Below are 19,112 nucleotides of genomic sequence, written 5' to 3'. Positions count from 1 at the left end.
TTATAGGTGCACGGTAGTTAGAGTTTGGCTTTCACCACTACCATCATGCCTGCTGCTAATCGTTCGTTGTCTTCTTTCGATAAATCGGTAAAGTCGATGCGTACGGGGATGCGCTGTTGGATCTTCACAAAGTTGCCTGCGGAGTTATCGGTCGGCACTAATGAATATTTGGAGCCGGTAGCTCCTGATATAGAGGTGACTTTGCCTTTAAACTCTTTATCGCTAATGGCATCTACTGTGACAAATACTTCCTGTCCGATATGCAGGTTCTCGATTTGTGTCTCCTTATAATTGGCAACGATCCATTTCTGGGTATCAGGAAGAATATAGGTGATGGTCTGCCCTGCCGAAATAAACTGTCCTTCCTCTAATGAGCGACGGCCGAGTTTTCCGTCACAAGGAGCTATTACAACCGTATAGGAAAGATTCAACCGGGCCATTTCGAGCGCAGCTGTTGCTCTTTGAATAGCCGCTTCGGTATTCATGCGACGGTAGGACACTTCATCTACACCGGAAAGAGCTGCTTTTTTCTGCCTTTTCGTAGCTTCCAGTTTCTTATGCGTAGCTTCATAATCAGTGACAATCTGTTCAAGTTGGATAGGAGTAGCCGCATTTCGTTTCACGAGGTTCTCATATCGTTTCCGGTCTTTTTCCAGTTTCGCCAAACGTACTTCAATCTCGGCAATAGACGCATCATAAACAGATGCTGTTGTCTGCGTAGTATTGAGTGTTGCATTGATGACGGTCGCACCGGCTTGCGCATCTTTCAAGGCAGCTTCAGCCTCCATTACGCGAATTTTATATTCACGATCATCCAGTACCAGTAAAGTATCTCCTTTATGTACCTCCTGATGTTCTGTAAAGTAGATTTTGTCAATGTAACCTGAAGCACGTAGATTGATAGGAGACACATATTGTTCTATTTGTGCATCGTTACTAGTCTCCGTCTGGCTATAATTCAAAAAAAGGCAGATCACTTCAATCACTCCCCAAACAATAATAGCCACTCCGAGAAGGCTGATAGCAATCTGCCAGCGACGAAGTTTCTTCATTTTTTTTGCTTTCTCCTGATGAGTAGCGGAAGGAAGGTTATTTTCCATTGTTTCCATATTTATGATTGTTATTTGCGTATTATTTGACTAATGATTCTATTTGTCCGGTTAGTTTAAGCAGCATCAGGTTAGTCACCCGATAGTTATAATGTGCGCTGATATAGTTGTTTTGAGCTTCGCTCATCTGCATTTCATCTTGCAGCACTTCCGTCATGGAAGCAATGCCTTCCCGGTAACGGTCGGAAGTGACTGCGTACACATCTTCGGCAAGCAAGTAGTTATCCTTCTGTTTCTTAAAGTTACGCTGATTGTTCATCAGGTCGTTCACAGCATTCAGATATTGAGTTTGCAGATTCTTCCGGGCATCTTCCCATGCCAGTCTTTTGTTCTCTATATCGATCATCGCCTTCTTTATTTTATAGGTTTTATCCAGTCCGTCGAAAATCGGAATACGCAAGGTTAGCCCCACTCCATAGGAACGAAACCATTGATTGGACGGACCGGAGTGAAACCAATGATAACCTTTATCCGTATATGCAGCATATCGCCAGCTGCCTGTCAGACTAAGAGAAGGGATATATCCATTAGCAATGATCTTCTTTTGCCGTTCCGCCAGTTGCACTTGCGATTGTGAGAGTTGAAGTTCATAGATATTTTCCGACAAGCCGGTCAGGGCTACCGTAGTAATGCTATCGGTATTTACCGGTGTCAACGCGATTTCCTTTTCAGCCGGATAATCCATAATGTATTTCAGCATATTCAATTGCTGTTTCATCATTGCTTGTGCATTGTCATATTGCACCTTCAGATTTTCCAAATTGATATTGACTCTTTTCAGATCGACTTCCATAGACATTCCGTTATCGAAGAAAGCCTGTGTAATATCTCTCAACTCCTCCAGACGGGTGATATTTGCTTTTATCAGCATGATTTGTTCGGCCGTGACCTGTCCGAGATAATACATCTTACTGGTTTGAAGAATAACATCTTCCCTGGCTTTTCCATAAGACAGACGGCTGATTTCTTCCATCACTTTAGCTATGGACATAGAAGTATAAAGAGTCTGATTGAAAAGCGGCATCTGCATTTCCAGTCCTGCATTAGCAGAATGTTGCAATGTTTTCGTTATATTATAGGGAACTCCGTAAGATGAACCGTCTGTGACTGACACCGGAGGATCAAAATTATTATTATAACCGGCTATCGCATTAATTTGCGGCAGCAGCTTCGAACGGTTTTCAGATACGCCATATTTACTTTTTTGTATTTCTTTACGTTTCCCTTCTAACGACAAGTTATTGTCAATACCAATGCGGAGACAATCCTCTAATGTCAGAATCTCTACCTCCTGTGCGTTCCCACGTAACACGAACAAGAAAAAAAAGGAAAAAATGAATAGTAGTCTTTTCATAACATAATGCTCTATTATTGGCTACAAATTTAGTAGCTTACAGCATAATAAGACTATCCACAAACTATTTGTTTATATTCATATTTTCCTTTTTCAATGAACAAACAATAAACAACTACTCTCAAAGACATTACACTTAATATGTTTCTATGAACAGCGTTTGTTTTTTCATATTTTTTTTAGTGAATGTAAAATAAGGGCGGCGCTCTTTGTGAGGAGGAGTGCCGCCCTTATTTTATAACCTTACAATACATCATGAAGGTTAATGACTATTACATTTCGCTTAAGGCTTCTTCGCTATCTTGCTGCGCTGCATCAACGCAAAGATTATAACTCCGATCAACAACAAAGTCAGTGCCGCATAAGCAATACTTTCTGTAACCTGTATGCTTTGTGGATCAAACCACATTTCGATGGTATGTTCCCCTGCCGGTACATTTATCGCACGCAAGATATAATCTGCACGGGCAATATCGACAGGCTGACCGTCAATAGTCGCCTGCCATCCCGGATAATATATTTCGGAGAAGACAACAACTCCGTCTTTAGGAGTGGAAGCCTTGTAGACCAAACGATTCGGCTCGTAACTAGTCAACTGGATGGTAGATAGAGAATCTTTATATCCTTCTGTCACACCTTTCAATTGTTCTTTAAACTTCACATCCACTACGGCTGTTTCCGTTGGAAGAATATCATTCAAAGCGTCGATTTCTTCATTTGCATTATTTACATACTGCACCTTATCTACGAACCATGCATTACCGTATGCATAAGGATTTACCACAGGAACAGCCTGCCCTTGCTCGCCGGCAGGGAAAATGAAGTATTTTGTATTCAGCATATTCAGTACACGGAATTTGGAAGCGTCTACACTGTCCATCTGTCCGCCGGCAGTAGCCACCGCCTGATAGGTTTCCTGCATTTCGGGCATGATATGATGATCGATCATTTCCTGATAGCGACGGAGCTTCGCTGCATGATAACCACCGACACTCTTATGCCAGTATGCCGTGTTGTTTTCATTAAACGTATTACCGGGGAAGCCTATAAAGTTCAACACACGATAATTTAAAGTAGTATCCTGAAGGATCATCTCATCCGCCTGTGTTTTAACAAACGCTTCTGTCTGTTTGGATTTCGGCACAAACTGTTCGTCATTCAAATAGCGTTTATTAATGCTCCACATATCTATCAAACATAAAAGCGCAATACCAGCCAATGTGAAAGAAGCTTTCAACTTCCGCTGTTGATATAAGAATAAAAACAGGCAACCAATCATTATAATAAAGAAACTACGCCATGCGTCCGAAGCAATAATAGCTTCACGCATTTCAGTCAGGTTTGCCACAAACGGAGCCAAATGTTCGGCTGGAAGTGCTTGTTTCAAAGCAGCCATCTCTTGTGTCGTAATAAAACCGGAGAAGAAAGCACCCGGAGCAACAGCTAAAACCAACGCAACACCAGCAGTCAGTACCAAAGTGGCAACCACCCCTCCACGGTTCTCTTTCAACTTTAGCGTATCCGGTTTGCTCAAAATCTCTTTCAAGGCAAAAATCGCCAACAAAGGAATGGTAAATTCAGCAATCACCAGAATGGAAGATACGGCACGGAACTTATTGTACATCGGGACGTAATCGATAAAGAAGTCCGTCAATCCCATGAAATTCTTTCCCCATGAAAGCAGAATCGAGAAAATAGTAGCTCCTAGCAATGCCCATTTCAGAGGACCTTTCACAATGAAACAACCCAATACGAACAGGAACATCACAAATGCCCCGACATATACAGGACCGGCTGTCCACGGTTGCTCACCGAAATATTGCGGCAACTGCGAATAAATACCACTATACATTGGATTGGCCTTTGCCATAGCAGCTTCGCTTTGCGACATCGTAGACCCTGACCCTCCTCCTTTTACGTTCGGAACCAGCAATGTCAATGTCTCGCCAATACCATAACTCCAGTTGGTTATGTAGTCGCGGTCCAACCCGCTACTTGTCTGGCTGGCTGCAGCACCCTCCTGCTTCAATTCGCTCTTGCCGCGCATCGTCTCCTTACTATATTCATAAGTATGATACAGATTGGAGATATTGATGCAAACTCCTACCACGGCAGCCAATGCCAAAATTGCGCTGGCCTTGAAGAAATGGGGCAGTTCTTTCTTTTTATAAGCATCTTCAAAGTACGCTCCCACGAAAAACAGGATCACAAACATGAAATAATAGCTCATCTGAATGTGATTCGACTGAATCTGAAGGGCGATAAACAACGCTGTAATAATTCCGCCCAACAAGTATTTCTTCCGGTAAGCCAGAACGACACCCGCAATCGTAGGTGGAATATAAGCCAACGTCACAAACTTCCAAATGTGCCCTGCCGGTATCAGAATGAAGAAATAGGAAGAAAATGCCCATATCACTCCGCCCAATCCTGCCAGCCAGGCCGATATTCCGAAGGCCCGCAAAAGGATATAGAATCCGAGCATCATAATAAAAGTCAGCACTACATAATCCGGGAGAAAGAGGCGATAAACCTTCTCCACCCCTTTCAGGGACGTTGTCGAGTCGTAACTCGGAGACATCTGATAGGTAGGCATACCTCCAAAAATCGAATTCGTCCAGCGCGTACGTTCTCCGGTACGTTCGAGATACTCTTTCGATTCTTGTCCCGCGCCGACTCCGGCAGCCGTGTCATGCTGAAACAAGATACGACCTTCAATATCAGCCGGAAAAAAATAGGCGAAAGAAAGAATGATAAAAGCCAGAATGGCTATTAAGTCGGGAAGAAACTTTTTCATTTACAATGACACGATTTACTATTTACGATTGAAGTTTGAATATAAAATAAATTACGATCTGACAATCCAATATTTACAATTGATAACGGTAGAATACCGATCTCCCACATTTATCAATCGCAAATAGTAAATCGTCAAATCGTAAATCTAATTAGTATCTATAATGATCTGCTTTATAAGGTCCGTCCACTGACACACCAATATAGGCAGCCTGTTCAGGAGTCAACTTAGTCAATTTCACGCCGATCTTTTCAAGATGCAGGCGGGCAACTTCTTCATCCAGATGCTTCGGCAAGCGATATACATTGATATCATATTTCTTGTTAAACAGTTCCATCTGTGCCAATGTCTGATTGGTAAATGAATTACTCATCACAAATGACGGATGACCGGTTGCACATCCCAAATTTACCAAACGACCGTCAGCAAGCAAAATGATGCTGTGGCCATCCGGGAAATAATAACGGTCTACTTGTGGTTTGATGTTCACACATTTGATGCCCGGATAATGTTTCAAGGCATCTACCTGAATTTCATTATCGAAATGACCGATATTGCAAACGATAGACTGATCTTTCATTTTCTCCATGTGGTCGATACGGATAATATCGATATTACCTGTAGTAGTCACAAAAATATTGCCTTCCATGCAAGCTTCTTCCATAGTCACCACTTCAAAGCCTTCCATGGCAGCCTGCAATGCACAGATCGGATCTACTTCCGTCACGAGCACCCGCGCTCCGTAAGAACGCATAGAATGAGAACAGCCTTTACCCACATCACCATAACCACATACTACCACCACTTTTCCGGCAATCATCACATCCGTTGCACGCTTGATACCGTCAGCCAGCGATTCGCGGCAGCCATACAGGTTGTCAAACTTAGATTTTGTGACCGAATCATTCACATTGAATGCCGGGAACAACAGTTTACCTTCTTCCTGCATCTGATACAAACGGTGTACGCCTGTCGTAGTTTCTTCAGACACGCCACGCATTTCTTCCGCTACACGATGCCAGCGAGTACTGTCTTCCGCCAACACTTTCTTCAAGATTGCATTCAGTTCTATTTCGTCCTCTGCATGTACTTCTTTATCCAATACGGCAGCATTATTCTCTGCATCATAACCTACGTGAATCATCATCGTAGCGTCACCGCCATCATCTACAATCACATTCGGTCCTTTACCACCGTCAAAGCTCAAGGCCTGTAATGTACACCACCAATAATCAGCAAGAGTCTCCCCCTTCCATGCAAACACAGGCACACCCGTAGCAGCAATTGCAGCCGCCGCATGATCCTGCGTTGAATATATATTACAAGAGCACCAACGTACTTCAGCTCCTAAAGCCACTAACGTTTCAATCAGCACAGCCGTCTGAATGGTCATGTGCAACGATCCCATAATGCGGGCACCTTTTAACGGTTTGGATTCTCCATACTTTTCGCGAAGAGCCATCAGGCCGGGCATTTCTTTTTCTGCCAAATCGATTTCCTTGCGTCCGAAATCAGCAAGCGTAATATCTGCCACCTTATAGGGCAGAGTAGAGAATAATTCTGTAGACATATTGTAAATCATTTATATATAATGAATGCAAAGATAGAACATTCTGATTAGTAGGGCAAAAGCTATCCGTTTTTTTTATATTATAATAACTTGGGAGACAATCCGCGTCTCGGAATATTGTCTTATATTTGCAACAGATAAAACAATTTCTACAATATTCTAATGAATAACAATAAATCTTCTATGAGACATTACGAGAGCAAAACGAAGGAGGAGCTTTTAGAAATAATCGAACAATTAAAGGAGAAGGTGGATTTTCTTTCCTCTCATTCTTCGCCTCCTTCCCAAGAACGTTTTCGCGATAAATACAGCACCCGGATATTGGATGCCCTCCCCGATATGCTCACCGTCTTCGACCATGATGCCAATATTATAGAGCTTGCTTCTTCGCCGGCAACCAACCACGTAGAAGGTATCAATGCCAGTAATATCACCACCACTAACGTAAAAGATATTCTGCCGGAAGAAGCTTATGAGAGTGTCCGCAAGAATATGGATAAAGTAATCCTCACGGGAGAAAGTTCCACAGCCAGACATGACCTGATGTTGGACGGTGTTTTACATCACTACGAAAACCGCATCTTTCCTTTGGATAATGAATATCTGTTGTGTATGTGCCGTGATATATCCCAACAATGGGAGGCAGAACAGACGAACGCGCAACAACAGAAAGAGCTGAAGGCCGCCAGAGTCAAGGCAGAAGAGTCGGACCGGCTGAAGTCTGCTTTTCTTGCAAACATGAGCCATGAAATACGCACTCCGCTCAATGCGATTGTCGGATTCTCCAAACTAATCACTTACGCAACATCTACGGAAGAGAAGAATCAATATGCGGAAATCATCGAACGAAATTCGGAAATGTTACTGAATCTATTCAACGATATTCTGGATCTGTCCTCACTGGAGGCCGACTCTTTAAAATTCAACATCTGTCCGATCAAGTTAACAGATATCTGTCTGCAACTGGAGCAACAGTTTTGCCATAAGACGCAAAACGGAGTCAAACTTATTTTAGATGATGTAGATGCGGACATGTATGCCTCCGGTGACTGGAATCGTATTATACAAATTATAAGTAACTTGCTTAGTAACGCCACGAAGTTTACCCCCAAAGGAGAAATTCATTTCGGGTATCGGGAAAAAGAGGATTTTGTAGAGTTCTACGTGAAAGATAGCGGCATCGGTATTCCGGCAGAAAGAGTTGCCACTATTTTCCGCCGCTTTGGAAAAGTCAACGATTTTGTTCAGGGAACCGGATTGGGGCTGACTCTTTGCAGAATGTTAGTAGAAAAAAGGAAGGACGTATCTGGCTGCGCTCCCAGGAGGGACAGGGAAGCAGGTTCTATTTCACTCTCCCTTTGATTCGCCAATAAATGTGCCGTCGAGGTTACAAATACCTGTATCAGAGGATGACACTTATATGACTATTTACAATTAGATACAGAAAACGCGGCCTGTCGATGACAAAGCCGCGTTTTCTATATTATCAATATTTGAAAAATAGTTCTTTATTTCTTAGCAGCCGGGGCACTAAGCATTTCTTTGTATTTTACCGGATCATTCAGTATTTTCATCGCTTCTTTCAAACCGTCATCATCCTTCAACTGCTGGATGATATTACCACGTTGATAATAGTAACGCTTGATAATTTCAGTAGCAATCATTTTCTTTATGTCGGTAGAGAAATAATCCAAGTCACGGTCGAGATTATGGTTCAACTTCTTCTCTAGCGCTTTGAATTCCTCTGAAGCGTCATCCATATATCCTTCAAACTCGGCAGCTTCTTTCAACGTTTTCAGAATCTTCTCACTCTGTTGGTCATACTTGAAGTCGGCTTTCTTCACCAATGCTTTAAAATCATTATAATCAGCATCTGTCACCTCAAACTTCTCCGGAGCAACGATAGTGGGATGTTTCAAACAATACTGCGTTGCATAATCGAAGATTAGATTATCACGTACCAAATAGAAAAGGATATTCGGTAATTTCTCTTGTTTGATCGTAATATCCGGCATTACACCACCTCCGTCACGGACTTCACGTCCGGCAGCCGTATGGAATACCTTAGTTAAACTGTCGGGAATAGTGCCGACACTTCCGTCTTCATTGCGATGCTTGTAATCAATAGCCTGCACGCAACGGCCGCTCGGAATATAATATTTGGAGGTAGTCACTTTCATCATTCCGCCATAAGGCAAAGGACGGGTGGTCTGTACCAACCCTTTTCCAAAAGTACGGTTACCAACGATCACAGCACGGTCGAGATCCTGCAAAGAACCTGATAAGATTTCAGAAGCAGAAGCCGTTCCGCTATTTACCAGTACGGCAATCGGAATATCCAAATCCAACGGTTCACGCAACGTTTTATAAGTGTTACTGGCCTGTTTGATTTTTCCTTTGGTCGTCACAATCACTTTTCCACGCGGCAAGAAATAATTCGCAATTTCTACTGCTTCATCCAACAATCCACCACCATTACTACGAAGGTCTATCACCAATGAAGTGGCTCCCTGTTTCTTCAAATCCAAAAACGCTTTCTTAAATTCTTTGGAAGGATTGCCGGAAAAAGTACTAAGGCCGATGTAACCTATATTGTTATCCAATACGGCAGTATAAGGTATTGCCGGATTCTGAATAGACTCACGCACAATTGTGAACTCCATCGGCGTACGTCCGCCTTTCACATTCGGACGCTCAATCTTCAACTTAAAACTGGTCCCTGCCTGCCCACGCAACATCTGGCTAACTTCCGCATTATTCTTACCGGCAAGGTCTTTTCCGTCAATCTCCATCAGGATATCTCCCGCTTTCAGCCCGGCTTTGGCAGCAGGTGTTCCCTCAAAAGGTTCAGAAATCATCGAACGCTTTAGTTTCGTATTATAAGCAATGTAAGAACCTATACCACCGAATGATCCTTTAATCATCTGCTCCAACTCACTCTGATCTTCTTCCGGATAATATTCCGTATAAGGGTCCAAGGTGTAAAGCATATTATCGATCCCTTCCCGAATCGTTTTATTCGGATCAATGGTATCTACATAGAACATATCCAGTTCTTTCACAATCGCGTTAAATATATCCAGATTCTTTGCAATCTGGAAATTACGATCATCTCCGCTCTTGAAACTAAAGAAAGCAACTGTGGCTATCACCGCTACTGCAACAATAGCTATTCGCCTGTTCAGCAATTTTTTCATACCTCTTTTTAATCTAAATGAGTCGTAAAAGTAGCTTAATCCTTTGTTATTCTGCCAGAATCCTGTTAATATTTAACTTAATTTCATCCCAGCGTTCCTGTGGCATCGTTGTTCCGATTACCTGAATAACATTTCCCGAGAGAATAGAACCTATTTTTGCACATTTATCCAACGAGTATCCACAGGTCAATCCATATAAGAATCCGGAAGCAAAATAGTCACCGGCACCGGTAGTATCCACCACTTTCTGAACCGGAATGGCCGAAACCTTTATTTCCTCTGTTCCTTTGCGGATATAAGAACCGCTTGCTCCGACTTTTACAATAGCAATACTGCATTTCTTGGCAATCACTCCCAAAGCTTCCTCCGGCTCCTTGCCGGTAAAGGCTTTCGCTTCTTCTTCGTTTGCAAAGACGATGTCGACATATTTGTTTATTAATAAAGAGAAGAACTCCAAATCATTGGCCACAATATTATAACTAGCCATATCCAGACAAATCTGCAAACCTGCTTCTTTAGCCAGTTCAATGGCATGAAGAATCATTTCATGATCCTGAACGAGGTAGCCTTCTATAAATAGGTACGCGTAACCTTTAAACATATCCAGCGTCAGTTCTTCCGCTCTCAAAGAAGCGGCTGCTCCCAGATAGGTTCCGAAAGTGCGCTCCCCATCCGGTGAAATAAAAGTGGATGCCACACCGGAAGGTAGTCGGTCCGAGGTCAATAATTTGTCTTCAATCTTATTTTTCTGCAGATTTTCACGAAAAAATTCTCCATAATTATCATTTCCCACTTTTCCGATAAATCCTGTTCCAGCACCCAAACAAGCCAGTCCGAGGATGGCATTTCCTGCCGATCCGCCTGTTGCCAAGTGGGTTTTCATCTGTGAAAATTTTGTGTTAATCTGCTGTAACTTAGCGTCATCGATGAGCTGCATGCTTCCTTTGGGTAAACCCATTTCATCCAAAAGAGTATCATCCTTCAGGGTTGCGAGTACGTCTACCAGGGCGTTGCCCAATCCTATTATTTTGTCCATTCCTAATATTTTTTTTGCAAAGATATTGCATATTTCAAAAAAACCTAGTACTTTTGCATCGCAATTGAGAAAAACATTCTTCCTTAGCTCAGTCGGTTAGAGCATCTGACTGTTAATCAGAGGGTCCTTGGTTCAAGTCCAAGAGGAAGAGCAAAGTTGAAAATCTTGATTGCAAACATTCTTCCTTAGCTCAGTCGGTTAGAGCATCTGACTGTTAATCAGAGGGTCCTTGGTTCAAGTCCAAGAGGAAGAGCAAAAAAAGAGGTAAATCAGAAGATTTATCTCTTTTTTTATTTTTCTGATCCAATGTTTTTCGGAGCATAACGGAATCCTGGGATGGATAGGGCTCAGTCTGAAAACTTGGGGGATTTGATTCAGGGCAGTCACATTCTTAAAATAGATTCATTCCTGATAAGAAAAGAATGAAACAGATTCTTTTATAAATGCCATATTTTAGTTCTAATGTAAATATTATCACAGTAATAGATACAATAGAAATAAATGGTGTTGCCAAAAAAATGTCAATAAAACTCCTATGTATTTCTGACAGATAACACTGTTTTGTAAGATACTGTTATCCAGGTGGTTACTATTCGATAGATTCCTTTAAAACCAACGACCCGTTTCTCACCGAGAAACAACCTTTTCGACACCGAGAAACGAATCGACTGATAAAGTCCTAAACTTAAATTGAGGAAATTGTTCGTCTCTTTTATTTTTGACACTTCTATCGTAGGAATGTATATGTTGAAATATATTTCAATGATAATCTTATCATGTCTAAAATATAATGATATGGAATAAATTTATAACCGTACCGTTTGGAATCAATTACCACTAATGATTTTATTAGTTATTTTTAAGCGATCCTTTACCTATTAATAGTTATTTCATTGCCTAAGGAGTTTTCGCTTGACAATTGTTAAGCGATAGTTCAACATCTGTCAAGCGTTCGTTCAACAACTGTCAAACGATAATTCGTTAGGCAATTGAAAAAATAATATAAGCAAGAAAAAGAGATAAAAGCTGCATATTGACGAATTATTGTCAACGATAGTACTTTTGGTTATTTCCGTACCGAAACAAGCTAAATGCTAATTTAGAGTTCACCACGGATTACACAGATTCACACAGATTATTTTCATTTTCGTTGAATACCCATAGTGAATTAGGGTACTGATATACATACTTATTCCACCATTGCCAACGTCAATATACTAATCCGTATATCTTCTACATCTACCAGGCAGGAAGCACATGCCAGAGTAGTAGAGCCGGTAGTCAACACATCGTCAACTATCAATATGTGTTTACCTGCAAGTGTTTCGGGATGCTGAAGTTCAAAGATACCTTCCACATTATCCCGACGTTCAAACACAGATTTGCGCGTTTGCGTTTCCGTATTTTTCTTACGTAATATAGATTCTGTATCGATGGGTATTCCTGTTACAGCAGCAATACCACGGGCAATCCACTCACTCTGATTATAACCACGGATTTGCTGTTTTTTCTTATGAAGCGGTATGGGGATTATCACATCAATTCCTTGAAAAAAATTGGAAGACAAAAGTTCGGCAGCCATATACCGCCCCATAATTGCACCTATTTCCTTTTGTCCACCATATTTCAACCGATGAAGAATCAACCGGAAGTCGCTTCCTTTCTCGTAAAAGAAAAAAGAAGTAGCCCGTTCCAAAGGGATTTGTCCCCAGAAGAGCCGTTCTACCGGATTATCTTTTCGAAGATGATAATTAGTACGGGGTAGATTGATATTACATACTGTACAGATACATTCTTCACCCTTTGCTAACGGCCGGCCGCAAACAACGCAGCAACGGGGAAATAGCAAAGATAAGAAGGAATTAAGCCAGTCTTTGATAAGAAGTGTGTGTTTCATAATAATAGAGATTTAAAGTTGCAAAGTACCTACATATTCAATGGAGGAACTTCTGACAGGAGTTTCTGAAAGACAGGATGAAGATTTCCATTCGTTGCAATAATATGATGTCCTTCTATGAAATGATCCTCACCATAAAAGTCAGTCACCTTTCCTCCCGCCTCCTGAACAATCAGTGCTGCCGCAGAATAATCCCATTTTCCGAGAAATGCTTCCATCCAAGCATCAAAACGCCCAATAGCCACATAGCAGATTGCGGCAGCAGCCGAGCCATTCATTCGAATACCGCCCACTACCCCATAAAGCTGATCGATGAGATGAAGAGCGGTCTGTTTATATTGCAGATGATTATAAGGTAATTCTGTAATGACAAATGCATCTTTGATGTCCTCAACGTTCGACACATGAATTTCTTCGCCATTCATAAACGCTTTTCCGCCTTTCCAAGCATAAAAACATTCATCCCGGCAAACCTCATAAACGACACCTAAAAGAAGTTCGGTACGGCTACGTAAAGCGATGGACACACAATAAGGAGCCTCATCATGAATATAATTCGTGGTTCCATCCAAGGGGTCAATTACCCAACAGTAGGGTTCATCCTGATAAGTGGCAGAGCCTTCTTCTGTTATGAATCCCGCTTCAGGCAGTAAAGCAGTAAGGGCTTTCACCACACGCACTTCAGATTCTTTATCCACATAAGACACATAATCGTGTGCATGTTTTTCCACCACACGTTCACGACGGAAGCTCTTTCGTTCTTCTTTCAAAAAATATCCAACTTCTGTAGCAATCCGGCATACATCAGCTGTAAGTTGTTTTAAATCTAACATTCTATCTTTCATAATTTAGGCAATCCGCAAATCAATGCCAAAATTATTACTTTTTTTGATAGAAATAAGAGTTTTCCCGGAAAAAGATAAGTAATTCCAGGGTATACTCTATTGAATTACTTTTGCACAGTAAATCTATATTCCGTAACGGAATAATATTTCTCATGAGGACGCAACACACAGGATGGAAATTCAGGATGATGTGGCGTGTCCGGATGGTGGATGGTTTCCAATATCAGACCACCATATTTCTGTTGTGGGCCACCTTTGGCCACAATCTTTTCTGAAAGCCCGATACCAGTATAGATCAACAAGCCGGGCTCTGTAGTGTAAGTTTCTAATTGACGGCCACTTTGAGGTTCCGTGACAGTTGCAGCATAACGCAAATCTCCGTTATAATCACGAAGTATCCAGTTAGCCGAATAACCACCCATAAGATTCATGTGCTCATTAGGAGAGGTGACACGTTCTGCAAAGCTATGAGGAGTGCGAAAATCTAAAGGTCCTCCTACTACTGATTCAACCGAAAACGGCACATACCACGGAGTATTTACCGTAACTGAATCCGCATTAATTTGTACGATATGATTTAAAACCGAACCTCCGTCATAACCCTGAAGGTTAAAATAGCAATGTTGCGACATATTAACGATAGTCGGCTGATCGGTAACTGCCTCATATTCTATACGCCAAGTATTGTCCGGAGTCCAGTAATAAGTGACTTTACAGTCCAAATTACCAGGATATCCCTCCTCTCCGTCAGGACTGCAACGAGTAAAAACAATGCCAAGCGTATCAGAACAACTGACCGGCATCGCTTTCCACATGACACGATCAAATCCCTTCACACCGCCGTGCAAATGCCCGGGATGTCCGTTTGGAGATTCATTGCACGAAAGTTGATACCGAACAGAATCAATCATAAAATTCCCGCCGGCAATACGGTTAGCATAACGTCCTAATAAAGCCCCGAAAAACCGCTCGGCTCCAGTCTCATAATCCTTTAGGTTTTCATATCCAAGCACTACATCTGCCATTTTTCCTTCCCGGTCCGGCACCATAATATTCGTCACACGACACCCATAGTCAATGACCTTGAATTGAGCCCCCGAAACATTGGTCAGGGTATATTGAGTAACGGTATCACCATCTTGAGTAATACCATAAAACGCTGTTTTCATTCCAGGAATAACTTCACATTCCGCACAAGCAGTAACAAACACAGCTAAATACAAAAAAGCAAAAAATCTATTCATCTGACATTCAATAGTAAAGAATAAATATTTTATCGAATAAACAGCCACAAAAATGCAAATGCAGAAGAAGATAAGATCTCTCTTATTCGTTTGAGCGCAATGCTTATTTGTGTCTCTACTGTTTTTACAGAAATCCCGAGACGTTCGGCAATCTGCCTATAAGAAAGTCCCTCCTTCCGGCTCAAGGAAAATATCTCCCTACATCTCTCCGGAAGCTGTTCAATTGCCCGATTCACCACTTTTGTCAAGGCATCAATGTCAAAACAATCTTTATATTTCCTTTCTTCCAGTTGCTGGTTAAACCAATTCTCTAACAACTGATGCCTGTTTTCCTCATCACGAAGATAGTTTAATACCCGATTTTTGGCAGCCCGGAAAAGATAGGTTTTGATATAGGTTATTTCAATACAATCTTTATTCTCCCATAGTTTGAGAAACACCTCCTGAATAACATCTTCTATGACTGCTACATCATGCGTATAGAAGTTGAGAAAACAACAAAGTTGTTCATAGTATGTATCGTAATAATTTCGAAAGGCTTGAATATCCATCGTTCCCGGAATTGTGTTTATCAGTCTCACAAATCTACAAAAAATATTTTTCTTTCGGAATACATTTTCGTAAAGAGAACCATACCCTCAAAACACTTTCTAATACTAAAACCGAAATCACATTAATTGCACTAAACAAAGATGCTGATAATGAAGCGGATCATACAGATTCTTTCTAAATATAAATCTGTATGAATCCGCGTCTAAATGAGCTTTACAAGATCGTTCAGAATTGTCTTTCTGCAAAAATATTCAGAGCATAAGGATCACTCACTGCTGCTTGCTCAATATATTTCTGTGCCAGCTTCGTATCACCAGTGTAACGATAGGCCAGAGCTAGTAAATAGCTATAATAAGCACTCCTTTGCTGTACGGCACGATCGCAGAAACTTATAAAGAAAGGAGTAGTGGCAAAATAACCCGCATCAATAGTCTTCATACCTTCTTTCCAATCTTGCAGTTTATAATTGATGAGCATATCCCCCTTGAAAGGCATACCCGTTTCACGATAACAAAGTGCCTGATAAAATGGCAATTCCGGTAAGTTCATATTACTAAAATAATCTACCTCAATACCCGTTATAAAATCAAAATTCTCATTGGCCTTGTCTTCCTGCCCCAAAGATTTCAAACAGACTGCTTCATAATATTTAAATGGAACCAATCTAACGATATTCCACAAACCTGCTCCCAGATTTTGAGGTAAAGTTTGCGCAGCCTTAAAACAATCAGCCGCTTCTTGCATCTTATTTTCTTTCATTAATCTACGCCCTTTCAGGAAATAAGCAAACATATACTGTTCGGCAACTGCATGCTCCCCACCTTCAGCTGGGACAAAGTTACGCCCCCTAAGAAGTTCTATTGCCTTATCCTCCTGTCCTGCCATATTATAAGCTCGTGCCCATTCAAGCATAATATCATCGCGGCTAATTGCAGACTTATGATTATTCAAGAAAGAAATACGTTCAATAGGAGCAACTCCTAACTTACCCATTACATAGACCGTTTCAAAAATCAACTGTTCGTCATTCGGCTTCAGGGATAATGCCTGCTCCAATAAGGGTAACACCTCATTTTTACGATCCATGTGTGAATAGTAAGCGACAGCCAGATTTCGTGCAGCACGATAATCAGTACTGGACAAGCCTTCCCAAAGAGCGACTGCCTTCTCATAATGTCCTTTAGCGTAAAGGGCACATCCCAACAGCAACTGCGCCTTCCGACTTCCCTGTTTTGCCCAATGAGACAAACTGTTCATTTCAATTCGCCGGCTTGGGAAAGCAATCCCTTCCGTTGCCGAATCATTCGGAGAACCGCCTTTTATATCTGCATATATGGCAGACAGACTAAAAATCAGAGGTTCGTGTGTTTGCAACATCTCTATCAGGGAAACAGCCTCTTTCTGCAGATCAGCGACAAGCAAAGTTTCTATAAGATCGAGACATACCTGATTCTTATCCGTCCGTATCTTTTCCATAAAATCCCGGGCACTAACTTTACCGGTCAGCACACCGAAGTAACGTGCCAAATGATTAAGTTTATCATTCGCTTCTACAGACAGATATTGACGTTCCGATGCTTTTTTATCTCCCTGCAAATAAGAAGCATATATCATCAACGCATTGGCTACAGCATTATCTTTATGATAAGTAATGGCAGTAGCAAGATGCTGAACAGCCTTGTCATACTCCAGTTTACGTATATCAAGCATAGCCGCATAAGTCATGGCGGAAGAAACATAAGCACTGCTCCATGCCGCTTTCCGGAAATAATCATAGGATTTCTCCTGCTCATCGAGCGCTAAATAGACATGCCCTAACAAATAGTACAGTTTCCCATTTTCAAGACGCGTATTGAACCGTGTCAACACTTTTTCCGCCCTCAAAAGATATCCCAAAGCCTCACTATAAAAAGCATTGCGTAACTTTGCTTCTCCTAAAGCGATCAATGCAGGAGCAAAATTCGGATCACGTTCAAGAGCTTCTTTATAATAGCTCTCTCCTTTAGTGGCAGGATCACGGTATTGATCCACATGCAAACCTTCAAGATACAACAAATGCGGACTTTCAACCTTTTTGATATTCGGCATATCCTGTGTTGTATGAGGAATATTAAAAGTATCGTGTTTCTTCACTGTATAAGACATTAAAACAGTTCCGTCATTAGCAGTAACATCTATTGAATATCCCAACTTCATTCTTACATCCGCAGGTAGCATATATTCTTCTCTGGCTTTGACTGTAGCTTTTCCTGAATACAAAATCTGATTATCACCTTTGACCGTAATCTTCACATTACGAGTCTTGTTCAATTGCACTTTAATCGTATCCTTGACGTATATAGCTCCTGTCGTGTTCGCAAAATCCGGAACCCCGATTTCTCCGATCGGGAACCAATATTGCGAGAAGGTTTTAGTCTCCATCGGTTCAAGCCATGTAAAATCCGGCTGATTGTCAGAATAGCTGCCTGCCATCAATTCACAATAGGCTCCATCTGTATCTGTGAGAGCATTTTCCCAAGACTGGGACAACTGATTGTAAGCCCATGTAAACATCTTCTTACCGGGTGATACGTGATGATCTCCGATGTGTACAACCCCACATTTCCTGCCCGTATCATAACCGCCAAAGAAATCATACTGTGATGCCGCACTAAAATAAGAGGTAGGCTGAATCGTATTCTTATGCTTGCTTATATCAACTGCACCGTCATAACGAATACCGTTAAATATTCCTGCCGCATTTGTTGCAACCGGATAAGTAGTAACCGAACGTTTGTAATGGAAAAACACATGGCTTACATCGTGCGGAAAGAATATCTCATAATTCTTATTCGAAGGTACCGCCACATTCTCCCACCATAAAAACGAATGTCTTAACGGGGTGATATTCGACAATTTGACTCTCGTTTCAAAGATAGACTCACCGGGGTTAAGCACAATGCCAACCATACCTTTCATCCGGTCTGTCGGATCATGTTCCGAAACCCAAACGACCACTCCACCCCCCGGCAGTTTTTCTATCTCATAATCAGTGGGCATAAAAGACGAAGCCCGATGATGAAAAGGCCAGTTAAACTCCAGTCCACCGGAAATCCACGAGCCCAAAGCACCGATAAGAGCAGGTTTTATGACATGGTTCTTATAGAAAAAATCATATCCATTCGTTTTATCTTTGGCAGCATATATCTTACCTCCAATTTCCGGCAATATTTGTAGTTCCAAATATTCATTCTCTAATTTGATAAGCGTATATTCTTTATCCACTTTTTGTTCCCGATTCACTTTCAGAACGATTTTATTAGGATAAGGATTGCCACTCGAACGCTGATGTACCCTGTTTTCGGCAAACATCGGCAATTCTTCACGTTCAGGTTCTGTGTATGTCGGAATACTGACTTTGCTTACAGACACCTTGACCGATTGCGCTTTTGCGCTTGTAGTAAGAAACAAAATCAGAAACAAAATATTGAAATATTTCATGAGTGCATGTATTATTATGATTAAAAAATAT

11 protein-coding genes, 2 tRNA genes and 1 pseudogene are annotated in these 19,112 nt (G+C 41.4%); 3 read left to right on the top strand and 11 right to left on the bottom strand.

Features of this window, described 5'->3' with window-relative positions; translation table 11 throughout:
- Positions 1 to 17: 17 nt before the first annotated feature.
- From KTR06_RS02985 to ahcY, 4 genes are all read right to left on the bottom strand, one after another.
- Complete coding sequence (locus KTR06_RS02985) at positions 18 to 1,109, bottom strand: HlyD family secretion protein (RefSeq protein ID WP_120067254.1); 1,092 nt, start codon at positions 1,107 to 1,109, stop codon at positions 18 to 20.
- Positions 1,110 to 1,131: 22 nt separating this feature from the next.
- Positions 1,132 to 2,463 (bottom strand): TolC family protein, encoded by a 1,332-nt coding sequence (locus KTR06_RS02980; RefSeq protein ID WP_217289949.1) that lies wholly within the window; start codon positions 2,461 to 2,463, stop codon positions 1,132 to 1,134.
- A gap of 283 nt (positions 2,464 to 2,746) precedes the next feature.
- Complete coding sequence (locus KTR06_RS02975) at positions 2,747 to 5,260, bottom strand: YfhO family protein (protein ID WP_217289948.1); 2,514 nt, start codon at positions 5,258 to 5,260, stop codon at positions 2,747 to 2,749.
- 151 nt (positions 5,261 to 5,411) lie between these two features.
- The gene (gene ahcY, locus KTR06_RS02970; protein WP_182429363.1) at positions 5,412 to 6,830 is read right to left on the bottom strand and encodes an adenosylhomocysteinase; all 1,419 of its coding nucleotides are present in this window, start codon (positions 6,828 to 6,830) and stop codon (positions 5,412 to 5,414) included.
- Positions 6,831 to 7,013: 183 nt separating this feature from the next.
- Between ahcY and KTR06_RS02965 the strand changes: the two are divergent.
- A pseudogene (locus tag KTR06_RS02965) lies at positions 7,014 to 8,203 on the top strand (ATP-binding protein).
- A 135-nt stretch (positions 8,204 to 8,338) separates the two neighbouring features.
- On the opposite strand, the gene KTR06_RS02960 reads toward KTR06_RS02965, so the two are convergent.
- Positions 8,339 to 10,027: a S41 family peptidase gene (locus tag KTR06_RS02960; RefSeq protein ID WP_120067255.1), complete on the bottom strand. Its 1,689-nt coding sequence runs from the start codon at positions 10,025 to 10,027 to the stop codon at positions 8,339 to 8,341.
- Positions 10,028 to 10,073: 46 nt separating this feature from the next.
- Positions 10,074 to 11,063 carry an adenosine kinase gene (locus tag KTR06_RS02955; protein ID WP_120067256.1) on the bottom strand — a complete coding sequence of 330 codons (990 nt, stop codon included), beginning with the start codon at positions 11,061 to 11,063 and terminating at the stop codon, positions 10,074 to 10,076.
- Positions 11,064 to 11,140: 77 nt separating this feature from the next.
- Between KTR06_RS02955 and KTR06_RS02950 the strand changes: the two genes are divergently transcribed.
- Both KTR06_RS02950 and KTR06_RS02945 read left to right on the top strand, forming a co-directional pair.
- Positions 11,141 to 11,214 (top strand) — tRNA-Asn (locus KTR06_RS02950).
- A 28-nt stretch (positions 11,215 to 11,242) separates the two neighbouring features.
- A tRNA-Asn gene (locus KTR06_RS02945) sits at positions 11,243 to 11,316 on the top strand.
- 936 nt (positions 11,317 to 12,252) lie between these two features.
- Here KTR06_RS02945 and KTR06_RS02940 read toward each other — a convergent pair.
- The 5 genes from KTR06_RS02940 to KTR06_RS02920 form a co-directional block, all read right to left on the bottom strand.
- Complete coding sequence (locus KTR06_RS02940) at positions 12,253 to 12,960, bottom strand: ComF family protein (RefSeq protein WP_120067261.1); 708 nt, start codon at positions 12,958 to 12,960, stop codon at positions 12,253 to 12,255.
- A 29-nt stretch (positions 12,961 to 12,989) separates the two neighbouring features.
- Positions 12,990 to 13,793, bottom strand: coding sequence for an inositol monophosphatase family protein (locus KTR06_RS02935; protein ID WP_120067262.1), 804 nt, complete (start codon positions 13,791 to 13,793; stop codon positions 12,990 to 12,992).
- Positions 13,794 to 13,909: 116 nt separating this feature from the next.
- Positions 13,910 to 15,049 (bottom strand): aldose epimerase family protein, encoded by a 1,140-nt coding sequence (locus tag KTR06_RS02930; protein ID WP_120067263.1) that lies wholly within the window; start codon positions 15,047 to 15,049, stop codon positions 13,910 to 13,912.
- Positions 15,050 to 15,078: 29 nt separating this feature from the next.
- Positions 15,079 to 15,600: an RNA polymerase sigma-70 factor gene (locus KTR06_RS02925; RefSeq protein WP_032849707.1), complete on the bottom strand. Its 522-nt coding sequence runs from the start codon at positions 15,598 to 15,600 to the stop codon at positions 15,079 to 15,081.
- A 226-nt stretch (positions 15,601 to 15,826) separates the two neighbouring features.
- A complete protein-coding gene (locus KTR06_RS02920) occupies positions 15,827 to 19,081 on the bottom strand; it encodes a DUF5107 domain-containing protein (protein WP_120067265.1) in 3,255 nt (1,084 codons plus the stop codon).
- Positions 19,082 to 19,112 lie beyond the last annotated feature (31 nt).

It is taken from the genome of Bacteroides sp. MSK.20.12 (genome assembly GCF_019052435.1).
GTDB classification, from domain to species: Bacteria; Bacteroidota; Bacteroidia; order Bacteroidales; family Bacteroidaceae; genus Bacteroides; species Bacteroides xylanisolvens.
This window is presented reverse-complemented; position numbering and strand designations above follow the sequence as displayed.

Coding starts and splice junctions, on each gene's coding strand:
- KTR06_RS02985 (WP_120067254.1), bottom strand. CDS start 1,109: ATGGAAACAATGGAAAATAACCTTCCTTCCGCTACTCATCAGGAGAAA.
- KTR06_RS02980 (WP_217289949.1), bottom strand. CDS start 2,463: ATGAAAAGACTACTATTCATTTTTTCCTTTTTTTTCTTGTTCGTGTTA.
- KTR06_RS02975 (WP_217289948.1), bottom strand. CDS start 5,260: ATGAAAAAGTTTCTTCCCGACTTAATAGCCATTCTGGCTTTTATCATT.
- ahcY (WP_182429363.1), bottom strand. CDS start 6,830: ATGTCTACAGAATTATTCTCTACTCTGCCCTATAAGGTGGCAGATATT.
- KTR06_RS02960 (WP_120067255.1), bottom strand. CDS start 10,027: ATGAAAAAATTGCTGAACAGGCGAATAGCTATTGTTGCAGTAGCGGTG.
- KTR06_RS02955 (WP_120067256.1), bottom strand. CDS start 11,063: ATGGACAAAATAATAGGATTGGGCAACGCCCTGGTAGACGTACTCGCA.
- KTR06_RS02940 (WP_120067261.1), bottom strand. CDS start 12,960: ATGAAACACACACTTCTTATCAAAGACTGGCTTAATTCCTTCTTATCT.
- KTR06_RS02935 (WP_120067262.1), bottom strand. CDS start 13,793: ATGTTAGATTTAAAACAACTTACAGCTGATGTATGCCGGATTGCTACA.
- KTR06_RS02930 (WP_120067263.1), bottom strand. CDS start 15,049: ATGAATAGATTTTTTGCTTTTTTGTATTTAGCTGTGTTTGTTACTGCT.
- KTR06_RS02925 (WP_032849707.1), bottom strand. CDS start 15,600: ATGGATATTCAAGCCTTTCGAAATTATTACGATACATACTATGAACAA.
- KTR06_RS02920 (WP_120067265.1), bottom strand. CDS start 19,081: ATGAAATATTTCAATATTTTGTTTCTGATTTTGTTTCTTACTACAAGC.